Below are 18265 nucleotides of genomic sequence, written 5' to 3'. Positions count from 1 at the left end.
TTTACCCTAATTTACCTGCCAGACCTGCTGTTTTCTTTTAAATTCAGGTATTTTCCGATTTGACACTTATTTTTTAATTGACTGAAAAAACTATATATAGTATGAATGCAATTTTCTGGAGTACTATATGTTGTGTTTTCTTTCGAAAAAGAGTACACTACAATCAATCAATAACTTATGGAAGGGGATAGAAAGATGACCTCACTATCTACACAGCATACAGCACTAAATATAGAACAATTAAATCAGGATATTGCAAAATTCGACCCGGTTCACCCAATTACTCCGTATATGAAAATAACTCATAAAGGGGTTTCGCGTCTGGTTATGCTCGACCGTTATGCCTTTAAGGATACAGAAAAAAAATCACTTCGCACAGGTGATTTTGTTGTGCTCACAATTCGAGAAGATCCAAAATTTCCTGCCAGAGGATTAGGATACATACAAAGTATTAACTCCGAAAAAAGAGAAGCACATGTTTTAATTGAAGAAGAATTCAGAAACTCTCTGGATACACCAAAAGAAATCGAAACCGGCATCGTTGTCCGATCGCTGGATGTAATTGAAAAACCGCTTGAAATCTTTTATGAACAAATTGCCTTGCGAAATGCAACAGGACTTGCTTCAGTTGAAAAAACAGAAGAGGACCGCATAAAGTGGACAAAAGAGTTTTACAAAGAATTATCCAGTCTTCACTTTGTTCCAGCGGGAAGAGTTTTGTACGGGGCAGGGGCAAAAACGGATGTCACTTTCTTTAACTGCTATGTGATGCCATTTGTGAAAGATTCCAGAGAAGGCATCTCAGATCACCGGAAGCAGGTAATGGAAATCATGAGCCGCGGCGGCGGAGTTGGTACAAATGGCTCCACTCTCCGGCCAAGAAATACATTGGCGCGCGGGGTTAACGGAAAATCTTCCGGCTCAGTATCTTGGCTGGATGACATCGCTAAATTAACTCATTTAGTAGAGCAGGGAGGCTCCAGAAGAGGAGCTCAAATGATCATGCTGTCAGATTGGCATCCGGATATTGTTGAATTTATTATTTCTAAAATGCAAAATCCCCGCATCCTTCGCTTTCTTCTGGAGACAACTGAGGATGAGTTTATAAAAAAAATCGCCCAGGAAAAATTAAAGTTTACTCCTTTGACTGAACAGGAAGTTGGAATGTATCAGAGCATTGTAAACTATAAGGATATTCCTGGATTCGGCGGTTTTAATGAAAAAATTATCGAAGATGCGGAAGAAAAGCTCGCAACAGGCGGTACTTATTCTGTTCATAACCCTGAATTTCTGACAGGTGCGAATATTTCCATCTGTTTAACAGACGACTTTATGCAGGCAGTAGATAAGGATGAAGAGTATGCACTCAGATTTCCTGACGTGGAATCCTATTCAAAAGAACAAATGACTGCCTACAACGATTCCTGGCATGAGGTTGGAGATGTACGCAAATGGGAGGAAGCAGGAAATGCGGTCAGAACGTACCGCACAATTAAAGCGAAAGAGCTGTGGAATCTCATTAATATCTGTGCCACGTATTCTGCAGAGCCTGGTATTTTCTTCATTGACAACGCCAACGACATGACAAATGCCAAAAGCTACGGTCAGCAGGTCGTTGCAACAAACCCTTGCGGTGAACAGCCGCTTGCACCTTATTCAGTCTGCAACCTGGCAGCTGTGAACCTTGCTGAGTTTGCTGATAAAAAAGCCAGGAAGGTGCAATTTGACAAACTGAAGAAAACAGTCGAGATCGGCGTTCGAATGCAGGATAATGTTATTGATGCCACTCCTTATTTTCTTGAGGAAAATCAAACGCAGGCACTTGGGGAACGAAGAGTAGGTCTTGGTGTGATGGGATTAGCCGACCTGCTGATTTATTGCGAAAAAGAATATGGCTCAGAAGAAGGCAATAAGCTGGTAGATGAAATTTTTGAAACAATTGCTGTGACAGCTTACCGCACCTCTATTGAACTCGCTAAAGAGCGTGGGGCATTCCCATTTCTTGAAGGAGCATCATCAGAGGAGACAGCACGGTTAAGAAATGCATTCACAGAAACTGGCTTTATGAAGAAAATGCCTGAGAATATTAAAGAGGGAATACGCGAGTATGGCATACGAAACTCTCATCTGCTAACTGTTGCGCCAACAGGAAGCACGGGTACCATGGTTGGAGTTTCTACCGGGCTTGAGCCATATTTCTCATTTACCTATTACAGAAGCGGACGACTTGGCAAGTTCATTGAAGTAAAAGCAGATATTGTGCGTGAATACCTGGATCTTAATCCTTCTGCTTCTGAAAATAATCTGCCTGATTTCTTTGTTACAGCTATGGAGCTTGCTCCTGAAGCGCATGCCGATACGCAATGTGTGATTCAAAGATGGATCGACAGTTCTATTTCCAAAACGGTGAACGCTCCAAAGGGGTATGCCGTAGAGCAGGTAGAAAGTGTATATGAAAGATTGTACAAGGGCGGAGCAAAAGGCGGTACGGTTTATGTAGATGGAAGCCGTGATTCGCAGGTGCTCACGTTAAAAGCAGAAGAAAACAATATGAATGAATCAACTCAAAATACTAAGCAGAACGTTGTGCTTGTTGATACAATTCAGGACTTGCGGTCCACGAATGTCACGATCGGATCTGAACTGGGCAATACCTGTCCTGTCTGCCGCAAAGGAACGGTTAAAGAAATTGGCGGCTGCAACACTTGTACAAACTGTAATGCTCAATTAAAATGCGGTTTATAAAATAAACATGAAGTAGGGAAAATCTCAATAAAGGTTTAGATAATGAGGCAGTATGTTTAATTCATATAAGTAGAGCGGAGCGGAAGATGGCGACTCCCAGCAGGAAATGACGGATGCTTGAGACTTTACAGGGCAAGATCCTGAATAGGTTCAAGCTCCGTTCCTGCTGAAAGCGCCTGCCTAAAGCGCAGTAAACAGATCAATGAGCCTGAGACACTTTGTCTCAGGCTTCTTTTCATTGTTTCCTAAATCACTCATATAAATGAGGGTATGGAGGTGACGGGATGATCATTGATCTGGTTTTTTCCGGAGGAGGAGTCAAAGCGATTGCGTTTATAGGGGTCATTGAAGCGCTGGAGCAAAAAGGGGTTAGAGTGAGAAGGGTTGCCGGTACAAGTGCAGGTGCGGTAATCGGTTCTCTGGTAGCCGCCGGGTATACCTCAGCCGAAATAAAAAATATGCTGCCAGCCTTGTCACATCTATTTTTTAAAGAAAATAAACGAAATAAATGGCTGCCTTCGTGGGTAAAGTGGATCGAGCTTTATTGGAAGAAAGGGTTGTACTCAGGAGACGGACTTTTGGAATGGCTGGAACTAAAGCTTAACGATAAGGGCATTCAATCCTTCAATGACCTTCCTATGGGCTCATTCAAAATGGTTGCGTCAGATCTGACTTCCGGAAAAATGATAGTTTTACCGGATGATGCAGTTTATTATGACCGGGATCCTCTATCCCTTAAAATCGCAAAAGCAGTCAGAATGAGTGCTTCCCTTCCTTTCTTTTATCAGCCTGTAAAATGGACAAAGGGTAAGAATGTTCATTTAATTGTAGATGGAGGGGTATTGAGCAACTTTCCGATCTGGCTGCTTGAGGAAAAAGGTGCGGTCGCATCGATTCCGATCATCGGCTTTCAATTACAGGCTGCGAGTCAAAAGGAGCCTGCAAGAAAAATTAAAAATGTAATTGAATTATACTCTGCTTTATTTATTACGATGAAGGAAGCACATGATGCGAGACACCTGGAGCAGATTGACAGAAAAAATGTCTTAATTATCCCGGTGCCGGATTTATCTCCAGCGGATGCTTTTCTGACAACAAACGAAATGCACGCCCTGATAAAATCAGGACGTGCACATACACTTGATTATTTAAAAACACTTAATTTAAAGTGATATCTTTTTCTTTTTCTTTCCTTTTTTCCCTTCAATTACAGTCAGCTTAGGACCATCTAATCGGGATACAGAAGATTTTTTTAAAGGAATTGCTTTTTTAGAAGAAGGGTGTTTGCCGGTACTTTTAAGTTTCGATGCTGATACGGGGTTGCCGTAACGCTTTTTTGATTGCCGCGCCGCTTTTTTAAACGCCTGCTGATCTCCACGTCCAGGCTTACGGGCGGTCCACAAGCGGTAAAGTAGATAGATCACACCAATGATCACTGCGTAGGTTAATATTCTTGCGAATAAACTTGCCGGATCGGTAATAAGGGTATAAGCCAATCCGAAAATCGCTAAAGCAATTACACTGTAAAAAACGGCCATCCTAGCATTCACACTAGCCACCTCCCATAAAACAAACCTTTACTTTTTAGTTTAGACAAGTGCCGCTTTTTTTAAACCTGATTCTGACTCTTTCTCCAGTTCCATCATCCGGTTAAACGAGGCAATGGCCACTTCAACCTGATCATCTTTCGGTTCCTTTGTTGTCAGCAGCTGGAGCCACAGTCCCGGGTAGCCTAAAAACCTCAGTACTGGAATGGAGCGGACTTTATTCGTTAACTGAAGAACTTCAAAAGAAATTCCCAGTACGACCGGAATTAAGGCAATTCGATTGAGAATTCTTACAATCAGCGGATCATGCGGTACAAGCAAGTAAACAAACATACCTACGATAACAGTGAACAAAATGAAGCTTGAACCGCATCTGTAGTGAAGTCTGGATTGTGATTGAACATTTTCTACTGTCAGGGGAAGACCATTTTCAAAAGTATTAATTACTTTATGCTCTGCACCATGGTACTGAAACACTCTTTTAATCAAGGGGGTCATCGAAATAAAGTAAATATACAATAGAAGAAGGATCACTTTAAAAACACTTTCCAATATAACCTGGCCTGTTCGGCCTGAAATAACAAAGTCGAGTGAAGCGGCCAAAAACAGAGGAACTAATGTAAAAATAAATTTTCCAAAAAGGAAGGACAAAACACCAATTGCAGCAATGCCAAATATCATTTCAAGTTTGGAGGATTTCTGTTCTTTTTGCACCTTTTCGTCTTCTTCAGGCAAAACATCGAAACGCTCGCTTGAAAAATTCAGATGCTGCGTGCCATTGGCACTCGATTCAATTAAGGCAATGATTCCTCTTAAGAACGGAATTTTCTTCATTTTTTGAAAAGATGGTTTGGTTTTGCGTGGAAGATGAAAGTATTCAATCGTTTCGTCTTTTCGGCGTATTGCGGTAACCGTGTGATGACGGCCGCCAAACATGACACCCTCAACTACTGCCTGACCGCCATATGCCGGTTTTTTCTGATTACTCATTTACATGCACCAACCTACTGTTTTACATTCCTTCGTAAATAAAGGTATCTTTAGTTTACTAAAAAAAAGGCATTCCTACTAGATGAAAGAATTTTTATTCCATTCTGTCGGTTAAAAATGGACCTTCAATGGACATACTGAAAAGAAAAAAGGGTGAACGATGTATGTCCAATGTTGAATTGCCTACTATAAAACGAACTCCGCTCACAATTGCGATCGGTTTGACAGGCGGATTATTTTTCAGCTTATTTTATGAAGGATTCCTTTTCTTTCATTTTATTCCCAAAAATTCATTGATGCCTACATGGGAATTTTTGGCTCCGGCTTGGCAAGAAGGAATTGTACCCCACATATTATGGTGGGTGATGATCTGCATTCTCTCTATTATATGGGCATTGCTTTATCAATGGACCATCAAAAAATCGGATACCATGTGGCCGGGAATTTTTATAAATGTCATACTCTTTGCTGTTATTTTTCTCTTTTTCGGATGGTGGATGGATATGGGTCCTGATGTCACTGATCTAAAACACCATTCCATTATTTCATTTTGCTGCCTATTTATTTTACACGGTGCATTTGTCGGTTTTTCCATCTCCTACGATGAGCCTTATACAGAGGAAGAGGACAGCACCAAGTAGTGGGACAATTTGGATCATTATGATACACTTAGCTAGATGACATTGCAAAAAAGGTGGCTTCATAATGGCGTATTTATTGTTGAATGGACCCAATCTTAACCGGCTGGGTGTAAGGGAGCCGGATATTTATGGTTCTGCTGCTTTACATGATATCGAGAAAAAGCTGCAGCAAATCGCAGGAGAGAACCATACAGAACTGCAGGCGAAACAGTCCAATCATGAAGGGGAGCTGATTGATGCCATACATCTTGCAGCGGATGACGGGCTTGAGGGGATCATCTTTAATCCAGGGGCTTACTCCCATACCAGTTACGCACTTCGGGATGCAATCTCATCAGTAGATATACCCGTAATAGAAGTACATATATCCAACATTCACGAACGGGAAGCGTTTCGGCATACATCTGTTTTGTCTGCCGTTACCATCGGACAGATTGTAGGCTTGGGAGTCCTGGGTTATGAACTTGCATTCAGCGCCTTATTGAAACTAAACAAGGGGGAAGTAAAAGAATGAGTAAAGTAGAACAACTAAGAAAACAAATGCTTAAGCACGATCTTGATGGTTTAATGATCACAAGCTCATACAATCGAAAGTACATATCCAATTTTACCGGTTCAGCAGGAATCGCTGTTATTTCTCAGGAAGAAGCGGTGTTTATCACTGATTTCAGATACACTGAGCAGGCAGCGGATCAGGCAAAGGAATTTACAATCGTCCAGCATAAGGGCCCCATCCATCAGGAAGTAGCTTCTCAGGTGGAAAAGCTTGGTATAAAGCGTCTCGGATTTGAGCAGGATCACGTGGTATTCGGTACATTTAAGCAATATGAAGAAGCCGTACAGACCCAATTGGTGCCTGTATCCGGGGTCATTGAAAAGTTGCGCTTGATTAAGACAGATTCAGAGATTAAGATATTAAAGGAAGCAGCCGACATCGCGGATGCTGCATTCAAACATATCCTTGACTTTATACAGCCTGGAAAAACAGAACTTGAAGTATCGAATGAACTTGAGTTTTTTATGAGGAATGCTGGTGCGCAATCCTCTTCTTTTGATATTATTGTTGCTTCGGGTGAACGCTCTGCACTTCCACACGGGGTTGCAAGCGACAAGGTTATTCAAAGCGGGGAATTCATTACGATGGATTTCGGCGCTCTTCATAAAGGGTATGTTTCTGATATCACACGGACAGTTGCATTAGGACAGCCAAGTGACCAGCTGAAAGAAATTTATCAGGTAACACTTGATGCGCAGCTGCTTGCGATGGAGAAAATAAGACCCGGTTTAACTGGAAAAGAAGCGGATGCTATTGCCAGGGATTATATTTCCTCCAAGGGCTATGGTGAATATTTCGGTCATTCTCTCGGACATGGCATTGGATTGGAAGTACATGAAGGGCCGGGACTTTCCTCAAGATCAGACATAGAACTTCTTGAGAATATGGTTGTCACAGTGGAACCGGGTATCTACATCGCCGATCTAGGCGGTGTTCGAATAGAAGATGATACAGTTATTACAAAAAACGGAAATGAAACCTTGACTCACTCAACAAAGGATTTAATTATTTTATAGGGTCAAGTAATAGGAGGATTATGATGATTTCAGTTAATGATTTTAAAACAGGCTTGACGGTGGAAGTAGACAATTCAATTTGGAGAGTTATTGACTTTCAACATGTGAAACCGGGAAAAGGAGCGGCATTTGTCCGTTCTAAACTTCGCAATCTCCGGACGGGAGCTATTCAGGAAAAAACCTTCAGAGCGGGAGAAAAAGTAGCAAAAGCGCAAATAGATAATCGTAAAATGCAGTATCTGTATGCAAATGGCGATATGCATGTATTCATGGATAACGAAACCTATGATCAAATTGAAATCCCTGCCAGCCAAATTGAGTATGAACTGAAGTTTTTAAAAGAGAATATGGAAGTACAAATCATGATGTATCAAACGGAAACATTAGGTGTTGAACTGCCTAACACGGTTGAGTTAAAAGTAATAGCAACCGAGCCGGGGATCAAAGGGGACACATCGAGCGGAGGCTCCAAGCCTGCAACAGTCGAAACAGGACTGACTGTCAACGTGCCATTTTTTATTAATGAAGATGACGTGTTAATCATTAATACCACTGATTCCACATATGTATCTAGAGCTCAATAACAAATGATTTAAAGCTGCAGGGATTATTCCCTGCAGCTTTTTTATGAGGCTGAGACACTTTTGTCCCAGCGTTTTTTTTATGTCATAAAACATGAACTCAGCCAATAGGATAAACCACAATGATAAATTGCAAGGGTGTTGATGGAATGCATACGATTCTTTTTTTATTTCCGGAAAGACTGCAGCATTTACTGATTGAAAGCTTTACAGTTTCGCTAGCCGGAGTAGAAGAAATCAGAATCCGGATTGGACGGCCTGTGCAAATTGAAAGCCATCATGGAACGGTGGATTTAGACTACGTTCCATCACAAAACGACCGTCAGCATATTGCAGAAAAGATTTCTCAGCACTCCTTTTATTCTCTGGAAGAAGAAATGAAAAAGGGATATGTGACGATTGAAGGCGGCCATCGGGTTGGAATTGCCGGAAAAGTAACTCTTGAGGAGGGAAGAGTCAAAGCAATTCAATCGATTTCATCTTTTGCTATCCGGATTGCGTCTGAGCAGATCGGCTGTGCAGATCCTTTTATGGACGAGCTATGGGATCCTATTGCCAGGCGGTGGCAGCACTGCTTGCTTATCGGCCCTCCAAAAAGCGGGAAAACGACGCTGTTAAGGGATTTTGCAAGATATATTTCGCTCCATCATCAAGGGTGTGAAGATCGTTCAAAAAAAATTTCGATTGTCGATGAGAGATCTGAAATTGCTGCTTGTCACCATGGAGTTCCTCAGCTTACGTTCGGCACAAAAATAGATGTTTTAGATCGGTGCCCTAAATTAGAAGGGATGACCATGATGATCCGGTCAATGAGTCCTGAAGTTATGATTGTGGATGAAATAGGTCATGAACGTGATATTTATGCCATCATGGATGCGATGTATACAGGTGTATCGATGATTATGACCGCCCACGCCAATTCAATTGAAGAATTACAAAAACGGGCAATCATGGACAAGCTGTTAAAATCTGAAATTCATCATTATATTCACTGCAATCAAACAGGATATACCTTATTTAAAAACGGCAGAAAAATCATTTTTTCAGAAAGAAAACCATGACGATTCACTGGATAGGAGCACTTCTGATTGTTGCAGGATCCAGTCTTGAGGGTTTCAGAAGGTCCAATCAACTTCACAAAAGACAGCTTGCATTAGTCGAATTTGCCCAAGCCCTTACCTGGATGCAAAACGAAATTGTTAAAAGACAAACACCCATTTTGGAGATTATTCGTACACAAATGCAGCGCAAGGGTGAAGTTGCAGTGCTTTTTGGCTTATTCCAAGAGCAATTAACTAAAAATCAATCTCTTTTAAATGACGCTTGGACAAAAGCGGTGGATGCTTATAAGCCTGTATCAAATTTATTGCCTGAAGATCTGGAATGGCTGATGCGCATTGGAGAAGCGATCAAGCCATATGACCGTCAATCAATCGATAAGGAATTAAGCTTCATCATTGATATGCTAAGAAGCTGCCATCAGGAAGCGAGAAGCAGGGCTGTTCAAATGGGAAAAGTCTACAAAGCTTTAGGGGTAATGGGAGGCATTTTAATTGTTTTGCTTCTTAGTTAAAGATAGGAGCGATATCTATGGCAATAGACATTGATACGTTATTTAAAATCGCAGGAGTAGGACTAGTAGTTGCGCTTCTATACACAGTGTTAGACCAGGTTGGAAAAAAGGACTTTGCACAGTGGCTGGCTTTTGCGGGGTTTTTATATGTTCTCTTTATTGTACTTCAGGCGTTGGATTCTTTCTTTACCACTATTCGTTCCGTTTTTATGTTTTATGAATAGGAGAATCCGATGGATGAGCTGCTGAGAACAATCGGAATTTGTTTTTTAGCTGGTTTTATGTCGCTTATGTTAAAAGAGAAATCCCCAGCCATCTCGATGCTTTTATCCTTGTGCGCTGCTACCATGCTGTTGACCCAGTTATTTTTTTCCATTCAGCTGGTGCTTGGAATGGTGCAGCGCTTTTCAGCTTACTTGCCTCAAATGGATTTATATATATCGACACTCATTAAAGTTTTAATGATCGCCTTTATTTCAGAAACAAGTGCTCATCTTTTAAAGGGTGCCGGTCAGCAGCTGCTCGCAACCATCGTGGAGTGGACCGGGAAAATATTTATTCTAATGATTGCGCTGCCCATCTTTTATGAATTGCTTCAAAGAATGCTGACATTATTGCCCGGAGCACAATGAGAGGATGAACAGCTTCATGAGCGCTCAGCCTGGTATCAACCAACAAACAAATCCATCTCCAGATCTAAATGAACAAGTAAATGAACAAGTTAACGAGCAGGTAAATGAGCAGCTTGAAGGTCAGGATCATGAAGCATGGCTCGGGTTTTGGGATCAGCTGACCGGTGTTTACGGTGAATATTTACCCTCGCTTACAAAGCATGACCTGCTTGCCATTGTTTTTCAGCCGAAAAGCACCATCATGGAATGGTTTTCAGGTATTATGCGTTTTATTTTTCACGAGGTGGCAGAGCAGGCGCATATTATCTTTTGGCTTCTGTTGCTATTAGTGATTGGATCGATCCTGCAGACACTTCAGCAATCTTTTTCATCCAGTGGTGTAGCATCTGTCAGTTCAGTAGCAATGACAGGCCTGCTGCTCATGATTGTGATTGAAAGCGTCCAGATTTGTGTCACCTATGTAAATGAGACAATCGATCTGATGGCTGATTTTATGTATGCTCTATTACCCTTGTATATGGCCATGCTGACTTTGTCGGGCAGCATCACGACAGCGGCTGCTTCCCACCCGATTCTTCTTTTCATCGTTCAATTCAGCCATTACCTTATGCAATACTTTCTTGTTCCCTTGTTTGTATTGTCCATTCTTCTTGATATTGTAGACACCATTTCAATTTCTTTTAAGACGTCAAAAATGGCCGGCTTATGCAGGCAGGTGGGAATTTGGCTTTTAGGAGTCATTATCATGATCTATATGTCGATTTTTTCTGTTCAGGGAGTGACGACGTCTGTAGCAGATGGCGTGGGAGCCAAAACCGTTAAAACCATTGCAGGTCAGTTTATTCCATTCATTGGAAAGGTGGTAGCAGACACAACGGATCTCCTGCTTGCTTCATCTGTTCTGGCTAAAAACGCGGTTGGTCTGGCTGGTGCATTAGTTTTAGGGATCATGGTGCTTTTTCCAGCATTGAAAATACTTGTTATCGCATTTATGTACAGAATATGTGCGGTCGTTATGGAGCCTTTGGGCCACCCTGGAATGGTACAAGCTGTTGATGCTGTCAGCAAAGGACTCTTCCATCTCTGTGGAGCACTGGTGCTAGTATCCATTATGTTTTTGCTGGGAATTGTCGTGCTGATGATTGTCAGCAATATTCCCCTGATGATTCGATAAGGAGTGAAAAGTTATGGATGCCGTTTATCAATGGGTCATTAATCTATTGGTACTAGTGGTGCTGATGGCGTTATCAGATTTACTGATTCCTTCAAACTCCTGGAGGCCGTTTGTTCGACTGGCATTAGGGGGGCTCCTGCTCATTTTACTTTTAGAGCCGCTGTTTTATTTTTTTCGAAATGAGCAATCAATTGTCACAGTTCCCTTTTCACAAATTGAAGACAGCATCGCTGCTGAACAAGAAGAAGGTCAGGCAATGATTCATGACATGAATAACAAACATCAATCATACATATGGAGTGAGGTATCAGACAAGCTGGCAAAACAGGTCAATCCAATTGTTTTGGAGCAGTTTAATATCGAGCTTTCAAATGTGACTGTCTGGCCGAATGATTCGTCAATAGAAGAATTCAAGGGGGAGGTAGAGGTAGAGTTGAACAGTTTGTCACAAATTACTTCTGATAATGAACAGGAATTGCTGTTGCTGCTGGCCCAGGAATGGGGAGTGCCGGTGGAATCCATTACATTAACGCATATAGGGGAGTGAAACTGTGGCAGATAAAAAGGGATGGGACAAGCTGAGGGATTGGATTGCTTCCTCCAGAGATCCGACGTCAAATAGAAAATTCCAGCTGGTCATGATCTTAATCGTAGCAGGCGCATTAATGATGCTGCTTCAGGGGACGAAACCTCCTGAACAGGAGCTTCCTTCCAACCCGGCTGACATTGTCAGTGAAAATGCAGCTTCAAGTGACGAATCCATAAGAAACATGGAAAAGGACCTTGAAAAACAACTTGGAGATATTTTGAAAAAAGCACTTGGAACAAACGAAGTAAATGTGATGGTCAATTTGGCCACAAGTGAACGAAAAATATATGAAAAAAACGAAACGCTTCAGCAGGATCAATCTACTGACCAGAGGGAGAATGAACAATCTTCCATGGATCGGCGCTCATCCACACGAGAACTTGTTCTCGGGAATCAAGGGCAAAATGGAGATCCAATTTTAAGTTATGTAGAAAAGCCAACTGTTCTGGGTGTCATGATCGTGGCAGAAGGAGCAGATCACATAAAGGTGAAAAAATGGATAATTGAATCAGTTGCCCGTGTGCTGGATATCTCCACACACCGTGTGGCAGTTGTTTCAACCCAACAGAAGGAGTCGTGACGAATAATGCTGAAAAAACAAACGGTATGGCTGTTAACAATGGTTAGTTTAGTCGTAGTCCTGTCTGTATACTATGTGACTTCCCCAAGAGACCAGGCTTCTCCGGTTATGCCGGATGATACAGCGGATATGGTCCTTGGAGAAGATGGAGAAGAATGGGTAATTGAAGATGATGTAGATGTATCAGCCCAAGAAGTGGAGGATGAGATGTTTGAGGTGCTTCGCATGGAAGTGCAGGATCAGCGAAATGCTCTTAAAGATCAATTGAGAACGAAAGTCGCATCAAATGAATTTTCCGCTGACGAGAAAAACGAAGCTTTTACAGAAATGGCTGATTTGACAAATCTTGAAACAAAAGAAGCGATGATTGAAACGATGATCAAAGGCCTCGGCTATGAGGATGCGCTTGTCCGGTCTGAAGAGGACCGAGTCATTATTTCCGTAAAATCACCTGACAATAGTCACTCAAAAGAAGCTGCCAATGAATTAATTCAATTAGGCAGAAAAGAACTTGGAGAGTCAAAAATGGTTTATGTAGAGTTTCAGCCAGGAGAATAAAAAAGGTTCTGAAACTAGCGCAAGTTGGCTAGTTTCTTTTTTATTTTTTGTTCTGTAAATTTTATTGTTGATCTTAACTAAAAAAATGAGCCTGGAACAAAACGTGTCTCAGGCTCGCTGACCGGTTCACTTCACTTCAGGTGGACGCTTTCCGCAGGGACGGCGCTGAGCCTTTTCAGGGCGAAGCCCAGTAAAGTCTCAGCTTGCCGTCATATCCTGCCGGAGTCGCCACCTTCCGTTCCGTTCACCTCTTGCTATTTATAAATACTACTTCGTTTTTAAACTTTTTTAACATTTGTCCCCATCTCAGAAATTATTCAACGTTTTCCCGGCTCTTTTGGTTGTAATTAAATTGTTTAATGTAAGACTTAATTATGTAGTATACAGACCCTAAAATTAACACTACAAAAGCTAAAAAACGTAATGTCATCAAAAATCCCCCGATGGCAGTTTGCAGAACATTATTCAAGATAACGGTCGCAAACGTAAAAAAAACAGCAAAAATCAAAAAAGTTTATTGTTCATCTTTTACAGCCTAATTTTCTTACTAATACAAAACCTATATAAAGGCTGATAATTGTTTACTGTGGCATTTTAAAAGTTATGCTACTTAACTGAGCGTACACCTTATTTTGTGTGCTCAGTTGAATAATAAAATAATGATTATCTTGAACTTAGCTAACCTAAGATTATTATAGGTAAGGGTAGCGTATTTGCCAAATCTGAAAATTTGTTTGGATTGGCAGCGAGGGCATGTGTATCCTTGCTTATTCTTACATTAAGGAATACTTGTAGCCTTTGCTTCTTCGTCAGATTTAATTGTTGGATCTCTCTAAGCATATCTATCGCTCTCACTATCCTCACCAGCCTTTAGGTGATACCTAAAATTTAAAATAAATGTTGGTTTAAATCAACTATCAACATTTACTTTTACCACAGCCTTAATTTTAGAAGAAAGTTCCTTTCACGCGAATGATCCATCCTGACCTAAGAGCATCTTTGTATGATACAATGGCAACAGTGTAAGCCATTTCACCTGTATGTGACTTTTTTTCAGGTGGCTGTTGAATTTAAACAATAAATTAACGTATGATATTAGCAGCTGCTACTAATTTATTATTAAAGGCCAAGGAGTGTCCACTATGTTAAAAGTACAAGAAATCAGAGAACTTATTAAATTAATTGATCAATCTACAATTGATGAATTTACGTATGAAAATGATGGAGAAAAAATTAAATTAAGAAAACAGGTGCAGTCTGCTAAGCAGCAGCCGGCAGCTGAAACAGCAACAGAGCAAGTGAAGACTGCGCCAGTTGAATCTGCTCCCTCTGCACCTGCAGAAAAGGCAGTCTCTGAAACTGAAACCAAGCAGACCACAGAAGCTCCTTCTTCAGAAGGCGCTATCGAAATCAAATCCCCAATGGTAGGCACCTTTTATCAATCATCTTCGCCTGATGCAGAGCCATTTGTAAAAGTCGGCACAAAAGTGAACGAAGATTCTACGGTTTGCATTGTAGAAGCGATGAAACTATTTAATGAAATCGAAGCAGAAGTTAAAGGGGAAATTGTTGAGATCTTAGTTAAAGACGGCCAGCTTGTTGAATATGGCCAACCACTTTTTCTTGTGAAGGAATAGTTAGGAGCGAATACGAATGATCAAAAAAATATTAATTGCTAACCGAGGAGAAATTGCTGTACGGATTATTCGTGCCTGTCATGAAATGAATATTGAAACAGTGGCGATTTATTCTGAAGCAGATAAAGAAGCCCTGCATGTTCAAATGGCAGATGAAGCAATCTGTATAGGACCTAAAACCTCCAAAGAAAGTTACCTTAATTTCACCAATGTCATTAGCGCTGCAAAGCTTACCGGCACTGACGCTATTCACCCGGGATATGGGTTTCTCGCAGAAAATAGTGATTTTGCAGAGCTTTGCCGTGAATGCAATATTATTTTTATCGGACCGAGTCCTGAAGCCATTTCTAAAATGGGAACGAAGGATGTAGCCAGAGAAACGATGCGCAAAGCAGGAGTACCAATCGTTCCGGGTTCAAAAGGAATTATAAAAAGCGAGGAGGAAGCAATTGATCTCGCTAATGACATGGGATATCCGGTCATTATTAAAGCAACTGCAGGCGGCGGAGGGAAAGGCATCCGTGTAGCGCGCAGTGAATCCGATCTTCTAAAAGGAATTAAAGTCACCCAGCAGGAGGCTGAAACAGCTTTCGGCAATCCGGGAGTCTACATAGAAAAGTTTATAGAGGACTTCAGACATGTTGAGATTCAGGTAATGGCTGATAACCATGGCTCGGTTATTCATTTGGGAGAAAGAGACTGCACGATTCAGCGCAGACTGCAAAAACTGCTCGAGGAAACCCCGTCTCCTGCTCTTGATCAGGGAATCAGATCACAAATGGGAGAAGCTGCGGTAAAAGCAGCGCAGGCTGTAAAGTATACAGGAGCAGGTACAGTAGAGTTTATTTATTCTCCTAAAGAACAATCCTTTTACTTTATGGAAATGAACACACGCATCCAGGTTGAGCATCCGGTTACTGAAATGGTTACAGGTGTGGATCTTATAAAAGAACAAATCCGCGTAGCATCGGGAGAAGCGTTAAGTTTAACCCAGGAAGATGTAACGTTCTCAGGGTGGTCAATCGAATGCAGAATAAACGCTGAAAATCCCGAAAAGAACTTTATGCCATCAGCAGGTAAAATAGAAATGTATCTGCCGCCGGGAGGTCTGGGTGTACGAATTGATTCTGCTGCATATCCTGGTTATATAATCCCTCCTTATTACGATTCGATGATTGCAAAAGTGATTACACATGGGGCAACAAGAGAAGAAGCAATCGCGAAGATGAAACGGGCGCTTGATGAATTTGTTATCGAAGGTGTTCATACAACCATCCCGTTCCATATGCGTTTGCTTGATCACGAAACGTTTGCAGGTGGAGATTTCAACACGAAATTTTTAGAAACCTATGATATTATGGCAAAAAAGGACTAAAATAGGAGGTCGATTACATGGCTGAGAATCAACCGCAGCTTTTACAAATGAACAGCTTAGAGCATAACCAGCTTGGGAAAATTGAGATCGCTCCTGAAGTGATTGAAGTCATTGCCGGCATTGCCGCATCAGAAGTTGAAGGCATTGCGCAAATGAGAGGGAATTTTGCGTCAGGTGTTGTAGAAAGGCTTGGCAAAAAAAATCATGGCAAAGGTGTCAAGGTTGAACTGGGAGAAGAAGGCATTGTGGTAGATGTTTACTGCACCATTAAATTTGGTGTGTCTATTCCATCGGTTGCTCAAAAAATCCAGGACAATATACGGCAGACACTTAAAAACATGACTGCCCTTTTAGCGGAGGAAGTAAATATTCACGTTGTGGGCATTCAATTCGAGTCTCAAAAGATTGATCAGGATGAAAACGAAGAAGAATAACGGATAAACAGGTGCATAGTGAATATGCGCCTGTTTTTTCATTTTTACGAAAATAAAAAATCAGGAAAGTTCCGTTATGCGGTGCGGTTATTTTATGCTATGATCTTTTTATGACATGGAATCATACGTAATTAGTGAAGGAGTTTATGAAGCAATGAAAAGAAGAACGGCTCGGGAAAAAGCACTACAGGCCCTCTTTCAAATGGACATGAATGAGATGGAGCCACTTGAGGCTATTGAAAATGTATTAGAAAATGAAAAACAGGATGACTATCTTGAATCATTAGTGGTTGGAGTCAATGAACATAAAGAAAAAATTGACAGCATGATTCAGGACCATCTTCAGCACTGGAAGTTAGAGCGCTTGGCACGGGTAGACCGGAATATTCTTCGTGTAGCACTTTATGAATTACTATATAAAAATGAAGATGTGCCTCATAATGTTGTTTTAAATGAAGCGGTAGAAATATCCAAGCGTTTCGGCGATGACAAATCAAGTAAATTCGTGAATGGGGTTCTATCTAAGATCTTAGGTACATTGCATTCACGGGATTAATCTCACGGGGAGGCAATTTCAATGTCTGCATCAATCATTGATGGTAAAAAAATATCTCAGCATATGCGTGAAAAAATCGAGAATAAAGTGATGACCCTAAAAAATTCCGGTGTTACTCCAGGACTGGCTGTCGTCTTGGTAGGAGATAATCAAGCGTCTAAAACGTATGTCTCCATGAAACAAAAAGCATGCGAAAAACACAGCATTTATTCTACTTTAATCAGGCTGGATGAAGAGATTTCAGAGCAGGGACTTTTAGATAAAGTAATCGAATTAAATAACGATTCTGCCATACATGGCATATTGGTTCAGCTGCCTCTCCCTTCTCATATCGACGAAACGAAAGTCATCGAGACTATTGATCCTTCGAAAGATGTTGACGGGTTTCATCCCATTAATGCCGGGCGATTAATGACAGGGGGAGATGGCTTTGTACCCTGCACGCCTTATGGAATTATAGAAATGCTTAAATATGAAAACATCGAACTGGCAGGAGCGCACGCTGTAATCGTGGGAAGAAGCAATATCGTAGGAAAACCGATGGGACAATTGCTGTTAAAGGAACATGCTACAGTTACATACTGTCATTCCAAAACCAAAGATCTTGCCTGCCATACTAAACAGGCCGATATTATCATTGCTGCAGTTGGAATTAGAGAACTGATTACAAAAGAGCATATAAAAGAGGGAGCGGTCGTCATTGATGTTGGAATGAACCGTGATGACGAAGGTAAACTTTGCGGAGATGTTGACTTTCAAGGCTGTTCTTCAAAGGCTCAGGCAATTACACCTGTACCAGGCGGTGTAGGTCCTATGACCATAACTATGCTGCTCGCAAATACCGTTAAGTCAGCGGAAAAGCATTCACTTTAACTCAGTCATGCAACTTCCTTTAGGAGCCGGCCATCTGCTGCCGGCTCCTTTGCTGTGGTGAGATGATTAGAATAGCGGTAAAAAATAGATCAGGAATGCAGGGTGCGCGGCAAATGGAACATCTAAAATATTTAGCACACTGCCTTGAGCTAAGTCTGGTGGAGAGCCTGGTTTAAATTGTTGAAATAACAGTCCTCGTTTAGGTAAG

At 41.3% G+C, this 18265-nt stretch carries 21 protein-coding genes; 19 read left to right on the top strand and 2 right to left on the bottom strand.

What is annotated here, in order from left to right; translation table 11 throughout:
- Positions 1-195: 195 nt before the first annotated feature.
- Positions 196-2745 (top strand): vitamin B12-dependent ribonucleotide reductase, encoded by a 2550-nt coding sequence (locus P6709_RS03400; protein ID WP_278239473.1) that lies wholly within the window; start codon positions 196-198, stop codon positions 2743-2745.
- A 284-nt stretch (positions 2746-3029) separates the two neighbouring features.
- Positions 3030-3917: a patatin-like phospholipase family protein gene (locus tag P6709_RS03395; protein WP_278239472.1), complete on the top strand. Its 888-nt coding sequence runs from the start codon at positions 3030-3032 to the stop codon at positions 3915-3917.
- Here P6709_RS03395 and P6709_RS03390 read toward each other — a convergent pair.
- Together P6709_RS03390 and P6709_RS03385 are read right to left on the bottom strand one after the other, a co-directional pair.
- A complete protein-coding gene (locus P6709_RS03390) occupies positions 3909-4295 on the bottom strand; it encodes an SA1362 family protein (RefSeq protein ID WP_278239471.1) in 387 nt (128 codons plus the stop codon). The two genes, P6709_RS03395 and P6709_RS03390, sit on opposite strands and share 9 nt — an antisense overlap.
- A 39-nt stretch (positions 4296-4334) precedes the next feature.
- The gene (locus P6709_RS03385) at positions 4335-5282 is read right to left on the bottom strand and encodes a DUF1385 domain-containing protein (RefSeq protein WP_278239470.1); all 948 of its coding nucleotides are present in this window, start codon (positions 5280-5282) and stop codon (positions 4335-4337) included.
- A 164-nt stretch (positions 5283-5446) separates the two neighbouring features.
- On the opposite strand from P6709_RS03385, the gene P6709_RS03380 reads away from it, so the two are divergent.
- The 17 genes from P6709_RS03380 to folD all read left to right on the top strand — a co-directional run bounded on the left by P6709_RS03380 (position 5447) and on the right by folD (position 18057).
- On the top strand, positions 5447-5923 hold the full coding sequence (locus P6709_RS03380; RefSeq protein ID WP_278239469.1) for a YqhR family membrane protein: 477 nt from the start codon (positions 5447-5449) through the stop codon (positions 5921-5923).
- 64 nt (positions 5924-5987) lie between these two features.
- Positions 5988-6437 carry a type II 3-dehydroquinate dehydratase gene (gene aroQ, locus P6709_RS03375; protein ID WP_278239468.1) on the top strand — a complete coding sequence of 150 codons (450 nt, stop codon included), beginning with the start codon at positions 5988-5990 and terminating at the stop codon, positions 6435-6437.
- Positions 6434-7495, top strand: a complete 1062-nt coding sequence (locus P6709_RS03370; RefSeq protein ID WP_278239467.1) for a M24 family metallopeptidase — start codon at positions 6434-6436, stop codon at positions 7493-7495. The genes aroQ and P6709_RS03370 overlap by 4 nt, the downstream gene beginning before the upstream one ends.
- 23 nt (positions 7496-7518) lie before the next feature.
- A complete protein-coding gene (gene efp / locus P6709_RS03365; protein WP_278239466.1) occupies positions 7519-8079 on the top strand; it encodes an elongation factor P in 561 nt (186 codons plus the stop codon).
- Positions 8080-8198: 119 nt separating this feature from the next.
- Complete coding sequence (gene spoIIIAA, locus P6709_RS03360) at positions 8199-9137, top strand: stage III sporulation protein AA (RefSeq protein WP_278239465.1); 939 nt, start codon at positions 8199-8201, stop codon at positions 9135-9137.
- Positions 9134-9649: a stage III sporulation protein AB gene (locus tag P6709_RS03355; RefSeq protein ID WP_278239464.1), complete on the top strand. Its 516-nt coding sequence runs from the start codon at positions 9134-9136 to the stop codon at positions 9647-9649. Before spoIIIAA ends, P6709_RS03355 begins: the two co-directional genes overlap by 4 nt.
- A gap of 17 nt (positions 9650-9666) precedes the next feature.
- Positions 9667-9873 carry a stage III sporulation protein AC gene (gene spoIIIAC / locus P6709_RS03350; RefSeq protein ID WP_041059197.1) on the top strand — a complete coding sequence of 69 codons (207 nt, stop codon included), beginning with the start codon at positions 9667-9669 and terminating at the stop codon, positions 9871-9873.
- A gap of 9 nt (positions 9874-9882) precedes the next feature.
- Complete coding sequence (locus P6709_RS03345) at positions 9883-10281, top strand: stage III sporulation AC/AD family protein (protein ID WP_278239463.1); 399 nt, start codon at positions 9883-9885, stop codon at positions 10279-10281.
- Between the two features lie 16 nt (positions 10282-10297).
- Positions 10298-11455, top strand: coding sequence for a stage III sporulation protein AE (gene spoIIIAE / locus P6709_RS03340; RefSeq protein WP_278239462.1), 1158 nt, complete (start codon positions 10298-10300; stop codon positions 11453-11455).
- A 13-nt stretch (positions 11456-11468) separates the two neighbouring features.
- On the top strand, positions 11469-12002 hold the full coding sequence (locus P6709_RS03335; RefSeq protein ID WP_278239461.1) for a stage III sporulation protein AF: 534 nt from the start codon (positions 11469-11471) through the stop codon (positions 12000-12002).
- A 4-nt stretch (positions 12003-12006) separates the two neighbouring features.
- A complete protein-coding gene (locus P6709_RS03330) occupies positions 12007-12624 on the top strand; it encodes a hypothetical protein (protein WP_278239460.1) in 618 nt (205 codons plus the stop codon).
- A 6-nt stretch (positions 12625-12630) separates the two neighbouring features.
- Positions 12631-13182 carry a SpoIIIAH-like family protein gene (locus tag P6709_RS03325; RefSeq protein WP_278239459.1) on the top strand — a complete coding sequence of 184 codons (552 nt, stop codon included), beginning with the start codon at positions 12631-12633 and terminating at the stop codon, positions 13180-13182.
- 1142 nt (positions 13183-14324) lie between these two features.
- Positions 14325-14819, top strand: coding sequence for an acetyl-CoA carboxylase biotin carboxyl carrier protein (accB, locus tag P6709_RS03320; protein ID WP_278239458.1), 495 nt, complete (start codon positions 14325-14327; stop codon positions 14817-14819).
- A 16-nt stretch (positions 14820-14835) separates the two neighbouring features.
- Entirely contained in the window at positions 14836-16194 is a 1359-nt protein-coding gene (gene accC / locus P6709_RS03315; protein WP_278239457.1) for an acetyl-CoA carboxylase biotin carboxylase subunit, read from the top strand.
- Between the two features lie 17 nt (positions 16195-16211).
- Positions 16212-16628 carry an Asp23/Gls24 family envelope stress response protein gene (locus P6709_RS03310; RefSeq protein ID WP_278239456.1) on the top strand — a complete coding sequence of 139 codons (417 nt, stop codon included), beginning with the start codon at positions 16212-16214 and terminating at the stop codon, positions 16626-16628.
- Between the two features lie 154 nt (positions 16629-16782).
- Positions 16783-17184, top strand: coding sequence for a transcription antitermination factor NusB (nusB, locus tag P6709_RS03305; protein WP_278239455.1), 402 nt, complete (start codon positions 16783-16785; stop codon positions 17182-17184).
- 21 nt (positions 17185-17205) lie between these two features.
- A complete protein-coding gene (gene folD / locus P6709_RS03300; protein WP_278239454.1) occupies positions 17206-18057 on the top strand; it encodes a bifunctional methylenetetrahydrofolate dehydrogenase/methenyltetrahydrofolate cyclohydrolase FolD in 852 nt (283 codons plus the stop codon).
- Positions 18058-18265: the final 208 nt, after the last annotated feature.

This window comes from Jeotgalibacillus sp. ET6, from assembly GCF_029667115.1.
Taxonomy (GTDB): Bacteria; Bacillota; Bacilli; order Bacillales; family Jeotgalibacillaceae; genus Jeotgalibacillus.
Note: the sequence above shows the minus strand (reverse complement) of the source record. Positions and strands in the feature narration are given on the sequence as shown.